At 67.6% G+C, this 16,986-nt stretch carries 12 protein-coding genes and 1 pseudogene; 10 read left to right on the top strand and 3 right to left on the bottom strand.

The window, feature by feature from the left end:
* Window positions 1-57 precede the first annotated feature (57 nt).
* From ntrB to ACQR1D_RS30135, 10 genes and pseudogenes are all read left to right on the top strand, one after another.
* Complete coding sequence (ntrB, locus tag ACQR1D_RS30180; RefSeq protein ID WP_434839705.1) at window positions 58-966, top strand: nitrate ABC transporter permease; 909 nt, start codon at window positions 58-60, stop codon at window positions 964-966.
* Between the two features lie 10 nt (window positions 967-976).
* The gene (locus ACQR1D_RS30175) at window positions 977-1,771 is read left to right on the top strand and encodes an ABC transporter ATP-binding protein (protein WP_434839812.1); all 795 of its coding nucleotides are present in this window, start codon (window positions 977-979) and stop codon (window positions 1,769-1,771) included.
* Between the two features lie 84 nt (window positions 1,772-1,855).
* Complete coding sequence (locus tag ACQR1D_RS30170; protein WP_316239042.1) at window positions 1,856-2,281, top strand: globin family protein; 426 nt, start codon at window positions 1,856-1,858, stop codon at window positions 2,279-2,281.
* 5 nt (window positions 2,282-2,286) lie between these two features.
* Window positions 2,287-3,501 carry an NAD(P)/FAD-dependent oxidoreductase gene (locus ACQR1D_RS30165; RefSeq protein WP_434839704.1) on the top strand — a complete coding sequence of 405 codons (1,215 nt, stop codon included), beginning with the start codon at window positions 2,287-2,289 and terminating at the stop codon, window positions 3,499-3,501.
* 18 nt (window positions 3,502-3,519) lie between these two features.
* Window positions 3,520-6,213 carry a nitrate reductase gene (locus tag ACQR1D_RS30160; protein ID WP_434839703.1) on the top strand — a complete coding sequence of 898 codons (2,694 nt, stop codon included), beginning with the start codon at window positions 3,520-3,522 and terminating at the stop codon, window positions 6,211-6,213.
* A gap of 184 nt (window positions 6,214-6,397) precedes the next feature.
* Window positions 6,398-7,237, top strand: coding sequence for an aldo/keto reductase (locus tag ACQR1D_RS30155; RefSeq protein WP_316239044.1), 840 nt, complete (start codon window positions 6,398-6,400; stop codon window positions 7,235-7,237).
* A gap of 197 nt (window positions 7,238-7,434) precedes the next feature.
* Window positions 7,435-8,388: a DMT family transporter gene (locus tag ACQR1D_RS30150; protein WP_315802556.1), complete on the top strand. Its 954-nt coding sequence runs from the start codon at window positions 7,435-7,437 to the stop codon at window positions 8,386-8,388.
* Window positions 8,389-8,655: 267 nt separating this feature from the next.
* Window positions 8,656-10,014, top strand: a pseudogene (locus ACQR1D_RS30145) (hypothetical protein); the annotation flags it as partial.
* A gap of 905 nt (window positions 10,015-10,919) precedes the next feature.
* A complete protein-coding gene (locus tag ACQR1D_RS30140; protein ID WP_434894249.1) occupies window positions 10,920-11,636 on the top strand; it encodes an autotransporter outer membrane beta-barrel domain-containing protein in 717 nt (238 codons plus the stop codon).
* Window positions 11,637-11,709: 73 nt separating this feature from the next.
* The gene (locus ACQR1D_RS30135) at window positions 11,710-12,882 is read left to right on the top strand and encodes a fumarylacetoacetate hydrolase family protein (RefSeq protein WP_434839701.1); all 1,173 of its coding nucleotides are present in this window, start codon (window positions 11,710-11,712) and stop codon (window positions 12,880-12,882) included.
* Between the two features lie 474 nt (window positions 12,883-13,356).
* On the opposite strand, the gene ACQR1D_RS30130 is transcribed toward ACQR1D_RS30135, so the two are convergent.
* The 3 genes from ACQR1D_RS30130 to ACQR1D_RS30120 form a co-directional block, all read right to left on the bottom strand.
* Window positions 13,357-14,619 (bottom strand): 2Fe-2S iron-sulfur cluster-binding protein, encoded by a 1,263-nt coding sequence (locus tag ACQR1D_RS30130; RefSeq protein ID WP_316183516.1) that lies wholly within the window; start codon window positions 14,617-14,619, stop codon window positions 13,357-13,359.
* A 55-nt stretch (window positions 14,620-14,674) separates the two neighbouring features.
* Window positions 14,675-15,778, bottom strand: coding sequence for a ferredoxin (locus ACQR1D_RS30125; RefSeq protein WP_434894248.1), 1,104 nt, complete (start codon window positions 15,776-15,778; stop codon window positions 14,675-14,677).
* Between the two features lie 777 nt (window positions 15,779-16,555).
* On the bottom strand, window positions 16,556-16,986 hold a 431-nt coding region (locus tag ACQR1D_RS30120), incomplete at its 5' end, for a hypothetical protein (RefSeq protein ID WP_434848848.1).

Here is a 16,986-nt window from a genome sequence, read left to right as displayed (position 1 = left end):
CTCTCGCCGCGCGCGCGAGGCGCGCGGCCTCTCTCATTGCACGGAGAAAGATTTCCGATGTCCATGCCAGCGTTGACCAACGATAGCGCTCCCCAGGTCGTGCCGACCGCGGCGGCGTCCACCTCGGCGTCCATCGTGACCATGACGCCCAAGCAGGCGCCGAAAGCCGAACGCTATGGAAAGATGGCCCGCGAGGCCGCGGTGCGTGTGGTGCCGCCGTTGATCGTGCTGGCCCTGTTCCTGCTGATTTGGGAGCTGGTCTGCCGTCGGGCCGGCTCGGCGCTGCCGCCGCCCTCGCGGGTGTTCAGCGATACCCGAGAACTGATCCTCGATCCGTTCTTCGATCATGGCGGTGCCGACAAGGGACTGTTCTGGCATCTCGAGGCCAGCCTGCGCCGCGTCGCCTTCGGCTACGCGATCGCTGCCGTCGTCGGCGTCGGTGTCGGCACCTTGATCGGCCAGTCGGTGTGGGCCATGCGCGGCCTCGATCCGATCTTCCAGGTGCTGCGCACGATCCCGCCGCTCGCCTGGCTGCCGCTGTCGCTGGCCGCGTTCCGCGACGGCCAGCCGTCGGCGATCTTCGTGATCTTCATCACCTCGGTCTGGCCGATCATCATCAACACCGCGGTCGGCATCCGCAACATTCCGCAGGACTACCGCAACGTCGCCGCGGTGGTGCAGCTCAATCCGCTGGAGTTCTTCGCCAAGATCATGATCCCGGCGGCGGCGCCCTACATCTTCACCGGCCTGCGCATCGGCATCGGCCTGTCCTGGCTGGCCATCGTCGCGGCCGAGATGCTGATCGGCGGCGTCGGCATCGGCTTCTTCATCTGGGACGCGTGGAACTCCTCGCATATCAGCGAGATCATTCTCGCCCTGTTCTATGTCGGCATCATCGGCTTCGTGCTCGACCGCCTGATCGCGGTCTTGGGCAAGGTCGTCACCCGCGGCACCGCGACGAACTGAGAAGGATCGGATCATGGCCTATCTGAAGCTCGACCACGTCGACAAGACCTTCACCCGCGGCGCGGCCACCACCGAGGTGCTCAAGGACATCAACCTCTCGATCGAGAAGGGCGAGTACGTCTCGATCATCGGCCATTCCGGCTGCGGCAAGTCGACGATGCTCAATATCGTCGCAGGCCTCACCACGGCGACCACCGGCGGCGTGCTGCTGGAGGAGCGCGAGGTGAATTCGCCGGGACCCGACCGCGCCGTCGTGTTCCAGAACCACAGCCTGCTGCCCTGGCTCACGGTCTATGAAAACGTGCGTCTCGGCGTCGACAAGGTGTTCGCCAAGACCAAGACCCGGGCCGAGCGCGACGCCTGGACCATGCACAACCTCAACCTCGTGCAGATGGCCCACGCCAAGGACAAGCGCCCGAACGAGATCTCCGGCGGCATGAAGCAGCGCGTCGGCATTGCGCGTGCGCTGGCGATGGAGCCGAAGGTGCTGCTGCTCGACGAGCCGTTCGGCGCGCTCGACGCGCTGACCCGCGCGCACCTGCAGGATTCGGTGATGGCGCTGCATCAGAAGCTCGGCAACACCATCCTGATGATCACGCACGACGTCGACGAGGCCGTGCTGCTGTCGGACCGCATCGTGATGATGACCAACGGCCCGAGCGCGCATATCGGCGAGGTGCTCGAGGTCGCGCTGCCGCGGCCGCGCAAGCGGCTCGAGCTCGCGACCAACCCGACTTACGTGAAGTGCCGGCAGCGCGTGCTGGAATTCCTCTACGAGCGCCATCGCTACGTCGAGGCGGCGTAACGATTGGAAAGCGGAGAGCGGATCGAACCGCTCTCCGCGTCGGGCGACTAACGGGTTCTCGTTTCCATCATCGAAGGATTTCCCATGACGCCGTCTCAGATCGCATTGGTTCAGGACAGTTTTGCCAAGGTCGCGCCGATCTCCGATCAGGCCGCGACCATCTTCTACGATCGCCTGTTCGAGGTCGCGCCGCAGGTGCGTGCGATGTTTCCGGACGACCTCACCGAGCAGCGCAAGAAGCTGATGGCGACCTTGGCGGTCGTGGTGAATGGATTGACCAACCTGCCTGCGATCCTGCCGGCGGCAAGCGCGCTCGCCAAGCGCCACGTCGATTACGGCGCCAGGCCGGAGCACTATCCGGTGGTCGGCGCCGCGCTGCTGTGGACGCTGGAGAAGGGACTCGGCGACGGCTGGACGCCCGAGGTCGCCGCCGCCTGGACCGCGGCCTATGGCACGCTGTCCGGCTACATGATCGCGGAAGCCTATGGCAAGGCGCAGGCGGCGGAGTAGGCGCTTTGAGTGAACCGCTCGTCATCGTCGGCAACGGCATGGCCGCTGCAAAGCTGGCGGAGGAATTGTCGCAGACCGTGCTCGGCCGCTACGCGATCGCCGTCATCGGCGAGGAGCCGCGGCTGGCCTACAACCGCGTGCTGCTGTCGTCGGTGCTGGCCGGCGAGGCCGCGTCCCACGAGATCGAGCTCAAGCCGGCATCCTGGTGGCGCGAGCGCGGCGTGACGTTGAAATACGGTGCGCGCGTGACCGGCATCGATGTCGGCCGCCGCGAGCTGCAGATCGAGAACGATGAGAACGTGGCGTTCTCGCGCCTGGTCCTCGCTACCGGCTCGCTGCCGCTGCGGCTGCCGGTGCCGGGCGCCGATCTGCCGGGCGTGCACACGTTCCGCGACAGCCGCGACACCGACGTGCTTCTGGCGCTGGCGGCCAAGAAGGGCCGCGTGGTGGTCGTCGGCGGCGGGCTGCTCGGGCTGGAAGCGGCCTACGGCCTGGCGCGCGCCGGCGCCAAGGTGACGCTGCTGCATCTGATGGACCGGCTGATGGAGCGGCAGCTCGATGCGCCGGCGGCCGCGCTGCTCAAGTCGCTGGTGGCGCGCAAGGGCATCGAGGTTCTGCTCAATGCCAGCACCGCTTCCATCCACGGCAACGGCCGGGTCGAAGGCGTCGAGCTGGCCGACGGGCGCCGCCTCGCCGCGGACGCGGTGATCTTCGCCGCCGGCATCCGGCCGAATGTGACCTTGGCAAAGGAAGCGGGGCTCGCCGTCAACCGCGGCATCGTCGTCGACGATGCGATGCAGACCTCGGCGCCCGGCATCTTCGCGCTCGGCGAATGCGCCGAGCACCGCGGCACCTGTTACGGGCTGGTCGAACCGGCCTACGAGCAGGCGCGGGTGCTGGCGCAGCATCTGGCCGGACGCAAGGCGGCCTATGGCGGCAGCGTCGTCTCGACCAATCTGAAAGTGTCGGGGGTGTCGGTGTTCTCGGCCGGAGATTTCGTTGGTGCCGAGGGCAGCGAGACGATCGTGCTCAACGATGCCAGGCGCGGCATCTACAAGAAGCTCGTCATCGCCGACGGGCGCCTCACCGGCGCCGTGCTGATCGGGGAGACCAGGGATGCTCTGTGGTATCGCGACCTGATCCGCAGCCGCGAGCCGGTCGCGGCGATCCGGACCGAGATGATGTTCGGCCGCGCCGCGGCGCGGCCACGGGCAGCGTGAGAGAGGGGACCTCGCACGATGACGACTGTTGATCCCAAGTTGCGCACGGTGCGCACCGCCTGTCCGTATTGCGGCGTCGGCTGCGGCGTGCTCGCCACGCCCGACGGCAGCGGCGGCGCGGCGATCTCCGGCGATCCGTCGCATCCGGCCAATCTCGGCCGGCTCTGCTCCAAAGGCTCGGCGCTCGGCGAGACGCTCGGGCTCGAGAGCCGGCTGCTCTATCCGATGATCCGCTGCAAGGGCGGCATGGAGCGGGTGGCGTGGAGCGATGCGCTCGATCACGTCGCGACCCGCCTCAAGCACATCGTCGCCCGCGACGGCGAGGACGCCGTGGCGTTCTATCTCTCGGGCCAGATGCTGACCGAGGACTACTACGTCGCCAACAAGCTGATGAAGGGTTTTCTCGGCTCGGCCAATGTCGACACCAATTCGCGGCTGTGCATGGCGTCGTCGGTCGCCGGCCACCGCCGCGCCTTCGGCGCCGACACCGTCCCCGGCACATATGAGGATCTCGATCGGGCCGATCTGCTGGTCTTCATGGGCAGCAACGCCGCCTGGTGCCACCCGGTGCTCTACCAGCGCATGCTGGCCAACAAGCAGACGCGCGGCGCCAGGTTCGTGGTCATCGATCCGCGCCGTACCGACACGGCTGAAGAAGCCGACCTGTTCCTGGGATTGAGGCCCGGCACGGATGCGGCGCTGTTCTCCGGCCTGCTGGTGCATCTCGCCGACAACGGCGCGCTCGACAGCGACTACATCGCGCGCCATACGTCTGGCTTCGACGAGACCCTGGCGCGCGCGCGCAGCCTTGCCGGCAGCACCGCGGCGACCGCGCTCGCCACCGGTCTGTCCGAGCCCGATGTCGCCGCCTTCTTCAAGCTGTTCCGCGACACGCCAGAGGTCGTCACCTTGTACTCGCAGGGTGTCAACCAGTCGGCTCAGGGCACCGACAAGGTCAATGCGATCCTCAACTGCCATCTTGCCACCGCGCGCATCGGCAAGCCGGGTATGGGGCCGTTTTCGCTGACCGGCCAGCCCAACGCGATGGGCGGCCGCGAGGTCGGCGGGCTCGCCAACCAGCTCGCCGCGCATATGGGCTTCACGCCGCCGGACATCGACCGTATCAGACGCTTCTGGAAGGCGCCCGATATCGCCACCCACGAAGGGCTGAAGGCGGTCGCGATGTTCGAGGCGATCGCGCGCGGCGAGATCAAGGCGCTGTGGGTGATCGGCACCAATCCCGCGGTGTCGCTGCCGGACGCCGATCTGGTCCGCGCAGCCTTGAAGAAGCTCGAGCTGCTGGTCGTCTCCGAGAACGTCCGCGCCAACGACACCGTGGATGCCGGCGTGCACGTGCTGCTGCCGGCGCAGGCCTGGGGCGAGAAGTCGGGCACCGTCACCAACTCCGAGCGGCGCATCTCGCGCCAGCGCGCCTTCCTGGCGCCAGCCGGCGAAGCCATGCCGGACTGGTGGATGTTGAGCGAGGTCGGCAAGCGGCTCGGCTTCGCCTCCGCCTTCAACTACAGCTCCGCCGCGGACATCTTCCGCGAGCATGCGGCGCTGTCGGCGTTTGAGAACGACGGCAGCCGCGACTTCGACATCGGCGCGCTGGCGAGCCTCAGCGACGACGAATACGACACGATGGCGCCGGTGCAATGGCCGGTCCGCGCCGGCAAGCCGCCCGCGCCGCGCTTCTTCGCCGACGGCGCCTTCTTCACCGGCGACCGCAAGGCCCGCTTCGTCGCGCCGGAGGTGCCGGCGCTGCGCAGCGAGACCAATGCCGCGCGGCCGCTGCGTCTGAACACCGGGCGCATCCGCGACCAATGGCACACCATGACGCGCACCGGCTTGAGCCCGCGGCTATCGGCGCATCTGCCGGAGCCGTTCGTCGAGGTGCATCCGGACGACGCGCTGCGCTACGGCCTGATGCATGACGGCTTCGCCAAGGTGACGACCGAGCACGGCCGGTGCATCCTCAAGGTCGTCGTCAGCGAGCGCCAGCAGCGCGGCATGCTGTTCGCGCCGATCCATTGGAACGCGACGAACTCCTCGCATGGCCGCGTCGGCGCGCTCGTCGCCTCGCACACCGATCCGTTCTCCGGCCAGCCCGAGGCCAAGGCGACGCCGGCCGCGATCAGTCCCTATGAGTACGTCTTCCGCGGCTTCATCCTGTCGCGCACCGAGCTCGCGCTGCCGTCCCATCTGTGGTGGGCGCGGGCGACGGTGCAGGGCGGCTTCGGCTATCTGTTCGCCGACAACGGCGACCTCATGCGCTGGCCGGCGTGGTTCAAGGCGCGCGCCACCGACGATGTCACGGACTACATGGATGTCGGCGGCGGCGTCTATCGCGCCGCGTCCTTCGGCGGCGACCGCATCGAGACCTGCGTCTTCGTCGGACCGGGCCATGATGCCGGCGACTGGAACGTCGTGAAGACGATGTTTTCAGCCGATCGTCTCGACGACGACCAGCGCCGCATGCTGCTGTCCGGCCGCGCGCCCGACGGCGTCGGCGGCGGCCCGATCGTCTGCGCCTGCTTCGGCGTCGGCCGCGACACCATCTGCGATGCGATCGCCGCCGGCGCGCGCACGCCCGCCGCGATCGGCGCGCAGCTCAAGGCGGGAACGAATTGCGGCTCGTGCATTCCGGAGATGAAGCGGCTGATCGCGCAGACGCCGGCGCAGGCCGAGGCGTCGGTGAAGGTGGCGAGCTAGCCAAGCCCGCCGTCATTCCGGGGCGAGGCCGCAAGGCCTCGAACCCGGAATCTCGACATGGCGGAAACGAGCCGGTGCAAACCAGGTTCGAGATTCCGGGTTCGACGCTGACGCGTCGCCCCGGAATGACGTTCCTGGGGAGCGCCAATCGACGTCGCGCGCTCCATCCTCTATGCTCGCCGCCATGAAGCACAAGACATTCGGAACCGGCGGCGCCGGTGTGTCCGTGATCGGGCAGGGCACCTGGTATCTCGACCACGCCGACCGCAGCCGCGCCATCGCCACGTTGCGGCGCGGCCTGGATCTCGGCATGAGCCACATCGACACCGCGGAGATGTATGGCGATGCCGAGCTCGTCATTGCCGAAGCCATCGCCGGCCGGCGCGACGACGTGTTCCTGGTGTCGAAGGTGCTGCCGAGCAACGCCTCCCGCCGTGGCACCATCACCGCCTGCGAGCGCTCGCTGAAGCGGCTCAAGACCGACCGGCTCGACTGCTATCTGTTGCACTGGCCCGGCTCCTATCCGCTCGCGGAGACGGTGGCAGCGTTCGAGGAGCTCAAGGCGGCCGGCAAGATCGCGGCCTGGGGCGTCAGCAATTTCGACGTCGACGATCTCGATGAGCTGCTGGAGGTCGCAGGCGAGGGCAGGATCGCCTGCAACCAGGTGCTCTATCACCTGCAGGAGCGCGCCATCGAGCACGCCGTCATCCCATGGTGCGGCCAGCACGGCGTCGCGGTGGTCGCCTATTCGCCGTTCGGCCATGACGACTTTCCGGAACGCCGCAGCGCCGGCGGCGAGGTGCTGCAGCGGATCGCGGAGCAGCACGGCGCGACGCCGCGCCAGGTCGCGCTCGCCTTCCTGACGCGGGCGTCGTCGCTGTTCGCGATCCCCAAGGCGTCGCGGCCCGAACATGCCGAGCAGAATGCGGCGGCCGGCGACATCGAGCTCACCGCGGCCGAGATCGCCGCGATCGATCGCGCCTTTCCGCGCGGGCCGAAGCCGCGTGGGCTGCCCATGCTGTAGCGCAGCATCACGGAAAATTACGGATGTTTGCTACCTCGGCGCGTAGCCAGCGCATATCGGCTGCCCGCTTTCCATGGGTTGTCCCGCGGCCGTGATTGGCGTTTTGTCGCCACTCACCGAATCGTCGCTTCTGCCAACCTTCGAGTTCGACCGTGACCCCGCCCCCGAGTGCGGCCGCCGCCGCGCGCCTCGACGACGTGCCGACGTCCGTGCAGGACAAGCCGCAGGCCCGGCGCAAGCGCGCGCCCGCCCGCGCCGACCGGCCGTTCCGCGGCATTGCGCTGATCCTGCTGTCGACCGTGTTCCTCGGCACCTCGGACGTGACGGCGAAATATCTGTCGAAGACGCTGCCCTCGATCGAGATCACCTGGATCCGCTTCGTCGTATTCGCACTCATCATGGTGCCGGCGATGATCCCGGGCTCGCCGCTGTTCGCTATGCGCACCGCGCAGCTCAAGTTTCAGTTGCTGCGCGGCGTCGCGCTGCTCGGCTCGTCGCTGATGTTCATCACCGGCCTGCGCTACCTGCCGATCGCCGAGGCCTCCGCCACCGGCTTCGTCGCGCCGCTGTTCGTCACCGCGCTGTCGATCATCTTCCTCAGCGAGAAGGTCGGCCTGCGCCGCTGGGTCGCCACCGCGGTTGGCCTGTTTGGCGTGCTGGTGATTCTTCGCCCCGGCACCGGCGCGTTCCATCTTGCTGCGCTGTTTCCGATCGTCTCGGCCTTCGCCTGGGCCTGCACCCTGATCATGACGCGGATGATGAGCGGGCGCGAGCACGCGATCACGATCATGACCTATTCGTCGATCGCCGGCGTCTGCGTGCTCACCGCGATCGTGCCGTTCGTCTGGACCACGCCGTCCTGGCAGGACATCGCCTTCGGCGTGCTGGTCGGCGTCGCTTCGACCATGGGGCAGTGGATCGTCGTGCTGGCATTCCGCTATGCCGACGCCTCGGTGCTGGCGCCGTTCTCCTACACCCAGTTGCTGTGGGTCAGCATCCTCGGCTTCCTGGTGTTCGGCGAGGTGCCGGACGTCTGGACCATCGTCGGCGCCGCCTTCATCGTTTCCAGCGGCCTCTACACTGCCCATCGCGAGCGCGTCCGTCGCTCGCAACTGCTGCAGGTCGCCGGCGAGAGCTCGCCGAATCCGTGAGCCATCGGTCGCACGTCCCCCAGGCCATTGCGGGGGGCGACTTTTTGGGTGGATGCGTTGCGCGCCCGCTACAACCGCGATCAAACGCGTAACGCGCTGATTTCAAACAAGAAACAGGGGCGCCGTCGATCTCGGCGGGCGCCGCGCGCCTGCTAGGTCTTGGATTGCATCAGGGGGTGCAGAGCAAGATCGGGGGATTGCGTGCAGAGGCGGGTCGAAACGGCGGGGCGTCCGACGGCGCGAGGCGTGTGGGGCGCGCTGGGGCTCATGCTCGGGCTCTTCGGGCTCGGGCCGACGACGTCGGCGCAGGCCCAGACCGACTACACCTGGGGCGGCACCGGCTCTTCGACTGCGACCTCCGACTACAACCTCGCGACCAACTGGGAGACCCCGCCGGCCGGCGCGCCGCCCGCATCGAGCGGCCAGCGGGCGCTGTTCGGCGCCACCGGCCCATCGACCATCACGGTCACCGCGCCGCTCAATCCGGATTCCTGGATTGTCCTCAGCAACGCCCAGTCTTATGCGATCGGCGGCGCCGACGTGAATTTCGGCGTCGCCGGCTCCGGCTGGGGCTTCATCAACGACGCCAATTCCGGCCAGACGATCACGATCAACAACAATCTCGGCGAGACCGTTGCCGGCGTGCGCGCCGAGCTGCTCGGCAACAGCACCACCATCCTGCTCGGCAACAACTCCTATTCGGGCGGCACCTTCATCGGCAACGGCGCGACCTTGCAGCTCGGCGACGCCACCCACACCGCCCGCATCATCGGCGACGTGTCGAATTTCGGCATCTTCAACGTCGTCAGGGCCGATACGTCCGGCATCGTCTCGCTCACCAATGATGGCGGCACCACCAACTTCCTCGGCGCGAGCTCCGCCGGCACGATGACGATCGTGAACCAGTCGATCGCCACGACGGCGTTCGGCGTCGCCGGAGGCACCGATACGGCGACGGCGGGGAACGCCGTGATCACCAACCATCAGGGCCGCACGCTGTTCAACGCCAACACCAGCGCCGGCAATGCGACGATCACGAATGATACGTTCAGCCTGGTCGCGTTCGTCAATGCCGCGACGGCCGCCAACGCGGTCATCACCAATGGCGGCAATTCCTACCTGATGTTCGGGATGGGCTTCGGCAGCGACACGCCGTCCGCGGGCAACGCAGAGATCACCAACAACATGGACGGGCATATCCAGTTCAACGCCCATTCCACCGCGGCGAATGCGACCATCACCACCAACGACGGCGCTTCAACCCTGTTCTTCGACCATGCGACCGCAGGCTCCGCCACCATCATCACCAATGCGGGCGGTCGCACCCGTTTCCTCGACAATACGACCGGCGGCGCCGCGCAGTTCGTGACCAACGGCACCGGCGTGGTCGACTTCTCCGGCAGCACGGGGGCCAATGGCGACGGCCGCATCACCGCCGGCTCCCTGGCGGGATCCGGCAGCTATTACATCGGCGCCTTCAACACGCTGGTGGTTGGCGGCAACAATCTCTCGACCGAGGTCTCCGGCGTGATCAGCGACTACGACCCGTGCGAGTGCGGCACGGTCGGACCGGGCGCGCTGACCAAGGTCGGCAGCGGCAAGCTGATGCTGTCCGGCATCAACACCTACACTGGTCCGACCACGGTCGATGGCGGCATCCTCGCCGTCAACGGTTCGATCGCCGGCAGCAGCGTGACCGTGAATGCCGGCGGCACGCTCGGCGGCAACGGCATCGTCGGTAGCACGCTGGTCAATGGCGGCGCGCTGGCGCCCGGCAATTCGATCGGGCTGCTGACGGTGCAGGGCAATCTCGTGTTCACGGCTGCCGCGAGCTACATGGTCGAGGTGTCGCCGGTCAATGCCGACCGGGTCAACGTGACGGGCACCGCGACGCTGGGTGGCGCCACGGTGCAGGCGGCGTTCGCCCCCGGCAGCTATGTCAACAAGCAGTACACGATCGTCAACGCCGCCGGCGGCATCAGCGGCACCTTCAACACGCTGGTCAACACCAACCTGCCGGCCAACTTCTCCTCGAGCCTGAGCTACGACGCCAACACCGTCTATCTGAACCTGACGCTCGGCACGTCCGGGACCAATACCAACCAGCAGAACGTCACGGACACCACGACCGGCTATTTCAACCGCACCGGCGGCATCCCGCTCGCCTTCGGCGCGCTGACCCCGGCCGGCCTGACGCAGGCGTCCGGCGAGATCGCCACCGCCTCGCAGCAGGCGATGTTCGACTCGATGAAGATCTTCCTTGGCCTGATGACCGATCCCTTCGTCGCCGGGCGCATCGCGAACCCATCGGCTCCGGCGGCGGCGTTCGCCGACGCAGGGCAGGGCGCCGCACCGCGCGATGCCTTCGCGCGCATGCCGGTCAAGGCCGCTTTGGCCCGGCGCTTCGACGAGCGCTGGAGCACCTGGGCGGCGCCGTTTGGGGGTGGTTCGTTCACCGATGGCAATGCCGCGCTCGGCTCGAACGACACCACCATCCGCGAGGTCGGCTCGCCGCCGGCGCCGACTACATCGTGTCGCCGAACTGGCTGGCCGGCTTCGCGCTGTCGGGCGGCGGCACCAGCTTCAGCGTCAATGGCGGCGGCAGCGGCCGCTCCGACCTGTTCCAGGCCGGCGCCTTCGCCCGCTATCGCAACGGCCCGGACTATCTCTCCGCCGCGCTCGCCTATGGCTGGCACGACGTGACCACCGACCGCACCGTGGCCGTCGCGGGCGTCGACCAGCTCCGCGCCCGCTTCAATGCATCGGCCTATTCCGCCCGCCTCGAGGCTGGCCGCCGCTACGCCACGCGATGGGGCGGGGTCACGCCCTATCTCGGCGGGCAGGCGACGGCTTACGTGTTGCCGTCCTATGCCGAGCAGGTGCTCTCCGGCGCGGGCACCTTCGCGCTGAGCTATGCCGGCAAGACCGTGACGGATGCGCGCGCCGAGCTTGGCGCGCGCGTCGACCGGTCGTTTGCGCTCGCCGACGGCGTGCTGTCGCTGCGTGGCCGCGCCGCCTGGGCGCACAATTTCAACCCGGATCGCACCATGACCGCCAGCTTCCAGGCGCTGCCAGGCACGAGTTTCATCGTCAACGGCGCCGCGCAGTCGCGCGACCTCGCGCTCACCACGGCCTCGGCCGAAATCGCCTGGCGCAACGGCTGGTCGGCGGCCGCGACCTTCGAAGGCGAGTTCTCGACCATCAGCCGCTCCTACGCGGGCAAGGGCGCGGTGCGCTACAGCTGGTGATCGCGCGCTCCCATCTTGGATCGTTCTCGCAGCAATGCTACGGCTGCCTCAACGAGACACCAGGGAGAACGCCATGATCAATCTGACGCCCGAGACCATGCTGCCCGACGACGGCACCCAGGGAACGCTGGTCGGCCGGGTCTGGCGGCCCGACGTCGATGGTCCGGCCGTTGTGGCGGTGCGCGATGACGGCGTCTACGATGTCACCTCGGCCTTCCCGACCGTCAGCGCGCTGTGCGAGCACGACGATCCCGCGGCTGCACTGCGCGGCATGGGCGGGCAGCGCATCGGCGATCTCGCCGCGATCCTCGCCAACACGCCCCCCGATCGCCGTGATCCCGCCAAGCCGTGGCTGCTGGCGCCGGTTGATCTCCAGGTGCTCAAAGCGGCCGGCGTCACCTTCGCGATCTCGATGCTGGAGCGCGTCATCGAGGAGCGCGCGCGCGGCAATCCGGCCTCGGCCGAGGCGATCCGGACAGAGGTGGTGCGTCTCGTCGGCGACGATTTCTCCAAGCTGAAGCCCGGCTCCGACCAGGCCATGCACCTCAAGCAGGTGCTGATCGAGCAGAACGCCTGGAGCCAGTATCTCGAGGTCGGCATCGGCCCCGACGCCGAGGTCTTCACCAAGGCGCCGACCATGTCGTCGGTCGGCACCGGCATGGATGCCGGGCTGCATCCGAAATCGACCTGGAACAACCCGGAGCCGGAGGTGGTGCTGGCGGTGTCGAGCCGCGGCCAGATCGTCGGCGCGATGCTCGGCAATGACGTCAACCTGCGCGACTTCGAGGGCCGCTCGGCGCTCTTGCTGTCCAAGGCCAAGGACAACAACGCCTCCTGCGCGATCGGACCGCTGCTGCGCCTGTTCGACAGGAGCTTTACGCTGGACGACGTCCGCAAGATGGACGTCGCGCTCACCGTGACCGGCAGCGACGGGTTCGTGCTCGACGGTCATTCCTCGATCTCGAAGATCAGCCGCGATCCGACCGATCTCGTCGCCCAGACCATCGGCGCCGTGCATCAATATCCCGACGGGTTTGCGCTGTTCCTCGGCACGATGTTCGCACCCGTCAAGGACCGCGACGCGCCGGGGCAGGGCTTCACGCACAAGCGCGACGACATCGTCACCATCTCGGCGCCCCAACTCGGCCGTCTCGTCAACCGCATGCGCAACAGCGACGAATGCGAGCCGTGGACGTTTGGCGTCGGCGCCCTGATGCGGAGCCTGGCGCGGCGCAAGCTGATTTGACGACGGGCTGCCTCTCCATCCTCGCCGTCATTCCGGGGCGCGCGCAGCGCGAGCCCGGAATCCATACGCCGCAGCCGTCGTGAGTCAGACGGCTCTCAGTGATCGTGCTCCACCACGTCTATTCGTGGCTATGGACTCCGGGCTCGCTCGCTTGCGCGAGCGCCCCGGAGTGACGACCGGTGTGCATCGAGGCATTTGGGGCCTCGTGGTTTGAGACGCGCCGCGATGCGGCGCTCCTCACCATGAGGGGCAAGTGGCGGAGCAACCGCTGCATACGGGACCATGAACACGCTGCTAGCGCGTTCATGGAGAGGGTTTGAAGCTCTTGAGGATCGCGCCGCACACTCAGCCCTCGTCCTGAGGAGCCCGTCGGAGGCGGGCGTCTCGAAGGACGGCTGCACGGCTCTGCCGGCTCTACGCCCCTTCATGCTTGCGAGCGCGATGTTGGGAATTGGAGCGGCCGCCTCACTCGCCTCACACATGCCCCGACGCCATTTCGCCGGCGACGCGGCGCGGGCGCTCCTGCAGCTGGGCGGGATCGCCGCGCGCGGCGCGCTCGCGGACCAGCGAGAGCGCGTGGTCGCGTTCGGCGGCCGGGCTGCGCCGTGGCTCCGACCGGCGCAGGCCGAGATCGTCGTCGATCGGATCCTTCGGCACCAGCGACAACGCCCGCTCGAACGGATCGAGCGACGCGTCACGCCCCCTGCCGCCGTCACGGCCCGGCTCAGGCTCGGGCGGACGTCGCGCCACGAGCGTCTTGATGCGCCCGATCAGGCCGGATGGCGCTTCCGGCGGCGCTGAATCGAACGGGTCGGCATAGAACGTCGCGCCGGCCTTCTCGACCATGCCGGCGAGCGCGGTCACCATGCGCGGCGAGCCGCAGGCATAGACGACATCGGAGGACGTCAGCGTCGGCATATGCGGCTCGATGCGGCCGGTGCGGATCGACGGATGGTTGATCGGGCCTTCCTCCACGGTCGGAATGATCGTGACATTCGGCAGCCGCGCGAGCTGCGCCAGGATCGGCGTCATGTAGAGCTGCGGCAGTTTCTTGGCGCCGGCGATGATCACCATCGGCCGGCTGCGATTCTCGCGCAGCGCCATCGCCGCGATCGCCCAGATCGGCGCGAAGCCGGTGCCGCTGCCGGCGAGGACGAGACGGCCGGCGCCGCCCGGACGCAGGAACGCGTGACCATAGGGCCCCTGGATGCGCAGCCGATGGCCGGGCCGGATGCCGCTGCCGAGCGCTTGCGTGACGCGGCCGCCACGGACCTTCTTGATGTTGAGATGGATGACGCGGCCGCCGATGCGGCCGTCGAACGAGGCGGTCGGGCTGTAGGCGCGCGCCGGATAGCCGGCGAAGGTGAACTTGAAGTACTGGCCCGGCAGATAGCTGATGCTCTTCTCGGGCGCGATCATCAGCTCCATGATATCTGGCGCGACCTCGCGCAGGCCGACCAGCCGTGCCTTGCTGATATCGATCTCCGGCACGTCCTCCACGTCGACGTCGAGGTCGGAGACGACGCGCGCCTGGCACGCATAGATCATGCCCTGCGTATGCGTCTCGCCGCACACCGTCTGTCCCTTCGAGACGTGAACCATGCAGGTGCCGCAGGTGCCGGCGCGGCAGTCGAACGGAATCTCGACGCCGTTGGCGAGCGCGCCATCGAGCAGCACGTCACCCGCGCGGACGCGGAACTGGCGGCCCTTGACGGTGACGGTCCTGAAGTTCGACATGGTTTACTCCTCGATCGGATACGCTGTGACGATGGTGGGACGAGACCGCGGGGCTTCACGCCTTGCCGGGCGACACGCGGATGAGATTCTTGTTGGCCGTGCTCTCGAATCGGCTCGACCAGTAGTTCGACGCCATCACCGGCCGCTTCAGCCAGCTCACCTTCGGCGAGCGCAGCACCAGGAACCAGAAGAAGAATGGCGTCGTGATGAGATGCGAGACCAGCGGAAACCAGTCCGGCAGTAATGACGCCGGGCCGGGCAGGCGATACCAATAGTAGGTGCTGATCGCGGCCGCCGCGAAGATGCGATGCATCCGGGTGCGGGCGGCCGGCCTGTAGCGCAGGATGCGCTCGCCGACCCTGAACACGACGTAGCTGACGAGCGCGGCGCCCAGCGGCCACACATAGGCGGTGATGATCGCGGCCTGGTCGACCTGCTGCGGCGGATAATCCGGCACTTGATACCAGCCCCAGACGAAGCCGGGGAAGCTGCCGATCAGGAAGTTGCCGAGGAACTGCTGGACTTTTGTGGGCACGCCGGCGGTCGGCGTCAGCTCCGGCGTGGAGTCGGGGCACGGATTGCTGCAGGCCTCGCAGATGTTGCAGCGGGCATTCTTGAAGGTCAGCGCCGGGTTGGTGCCGTAGAGCCGCTCGACCGGATGGATCGGGCACAGCGAGGTGCACCAGCCCGAGCGCATCTCGAACACCGAGCCCATCGCGAACGCCATGACCGCGGCCGACAGCAGCATGACCGCCGTCAGCGGGCCATCGACATTGAGCCCGATGCGCCGCATCGGTACCACGACGAAGAGAAGCGTCACGCTGATCACCGCCAGCGTCGCCGCGCCCCATTCCGGCATCCTGATGTTCTGCGAGATGCCCATCTTGTTCGGCAGCAGATGGAATGTCGCCATCGGACAGATGTTGCGCCACAGGCCGGGCGAGATCGTCACCAAGGAGGGCGCGACGGGAATCAGCAGATTCCACATCAGCGCGATGCCGAGCGCAGGAAAGAACAGCAGCAGGTTCACCAGCAGCACGCCGACGGCCAGCATCACCGTCTGCATCGTCAGCCAGAACCGCCGCTCGCCGCGTCCGGTGCTGCGGCTGCCGGGCTGTGCGGCCGGCTGATACCGGGCCGGTGCCACGTTCACGGCCACGTGGGCGAGTGGCCGGGTCTGTCGTTGGTGGGAAGCATAATCGTGTTGAGCCGAACGTTGAGCGCTGTTGTTTCGCATTGCTTTCCAGGACGCTGGTTTCTCTGTACGGGCGCGCTGGTGTGACGATTTCGGGCCGGACGTGTTGGTCCGCCGTGCCTGTTAGTTCGCGTCATCAGCGCATGCTGTGCCGCAGAATCTGACGGCGAGATGTGGCGCTTTTTGACGGCCAATATGGACGTGTCTGGGCCATGCTGCGGTAGGCGTGCGGCCGTTTGATCTGGATCAAATCGAGGAACATCAAGGATTTGATCCGGATCTGGGGTGTGTTTTTGAGGGCGTTTGATCTGGATCAATGACGGCCTTCGCTGTGACGCATCGCAGGCGCGATCAAGGCGGTGAGTATGCGGTCTCATCGTGGGCCTCATGGTTCGAGACGGCGCTTCGCGCCTCCTCACCATGAGGGTTAGCTTCGAAGCCGGAGTTGAACATGGGTCATCATCTCCAACCTCACGAGAGCCCACGATCGCCGTGTTGGCCACTGACTACTTAGTCCCGCGGCAAGCCTCCTCTCCTCACCCTGAGGAGCCCGCCGAAGGCGGGCGTCTCGAAGGGCGAGGTCCCTGCTCGGACCTCGTGGCTCGCCCGGCGATGCGCAGCATCGTCCGCAGACGCGCCTTCGGCGCTCCTCACCATGAGGGTTAAGCTCCGAAACCGGCGCGGCACCCGGCCGGTCGGCGTCGCGGAGTGCGACGGCGCTATGGCTGCCCGACGGGCAAATCAGATCGCGCGTGAAAATCCTGTCCAGCCCTCCGCTGAAAAATAATCCACTTGCCGATTTCGCAAAATCAGCATTAGAGTCCGGCCCGTTCCGTTGCGTCGGAGGGGACGTATCGCGGTCGTCATGGACGTCGGCAGCGGAATGCGATGGGCGTGTGTCGTTGCAGCGTGATCATTCGCGCGGACGAACGGCGATGCACGCACGGTCAAGTCGCGCGGTCCTGACACCCCGATGCTGGTGTCACGCTTGCGCCGGCGCTCACGCGCCGCGCAGGCAACGGTGGCCAAAAGCCGGTGCGCCGGGGAGAACGCGAAGCAGCCGTCAAAACCATCGCGCAGGGAGGGCCGGGCGTATTCGGCCAGACCTGTGGTACCTGCCGCCTGCATTTTTTTGAGCAGGCGGGCCACGGGCGCGGCCAGCGCCCGGCCTT

Origin of the sequence: Bradyrhizobium sp. HKCCYLRH2047, assembly GCF_051168175.1 — a bacterium.
In the GTDB taxonomy this organism is placed as follows: domain Bacteria; phylum Pseudomonadota; class Alphaproteobacteria; order Rhizobiales; family Xanthobacteraceae; genus Bradyrhizobium.
The sequence above is the reverse complement of the archived record's forward strand: the minus strand, read 5'-3'. Positions and strand labels throughout refer to the sequence as shown.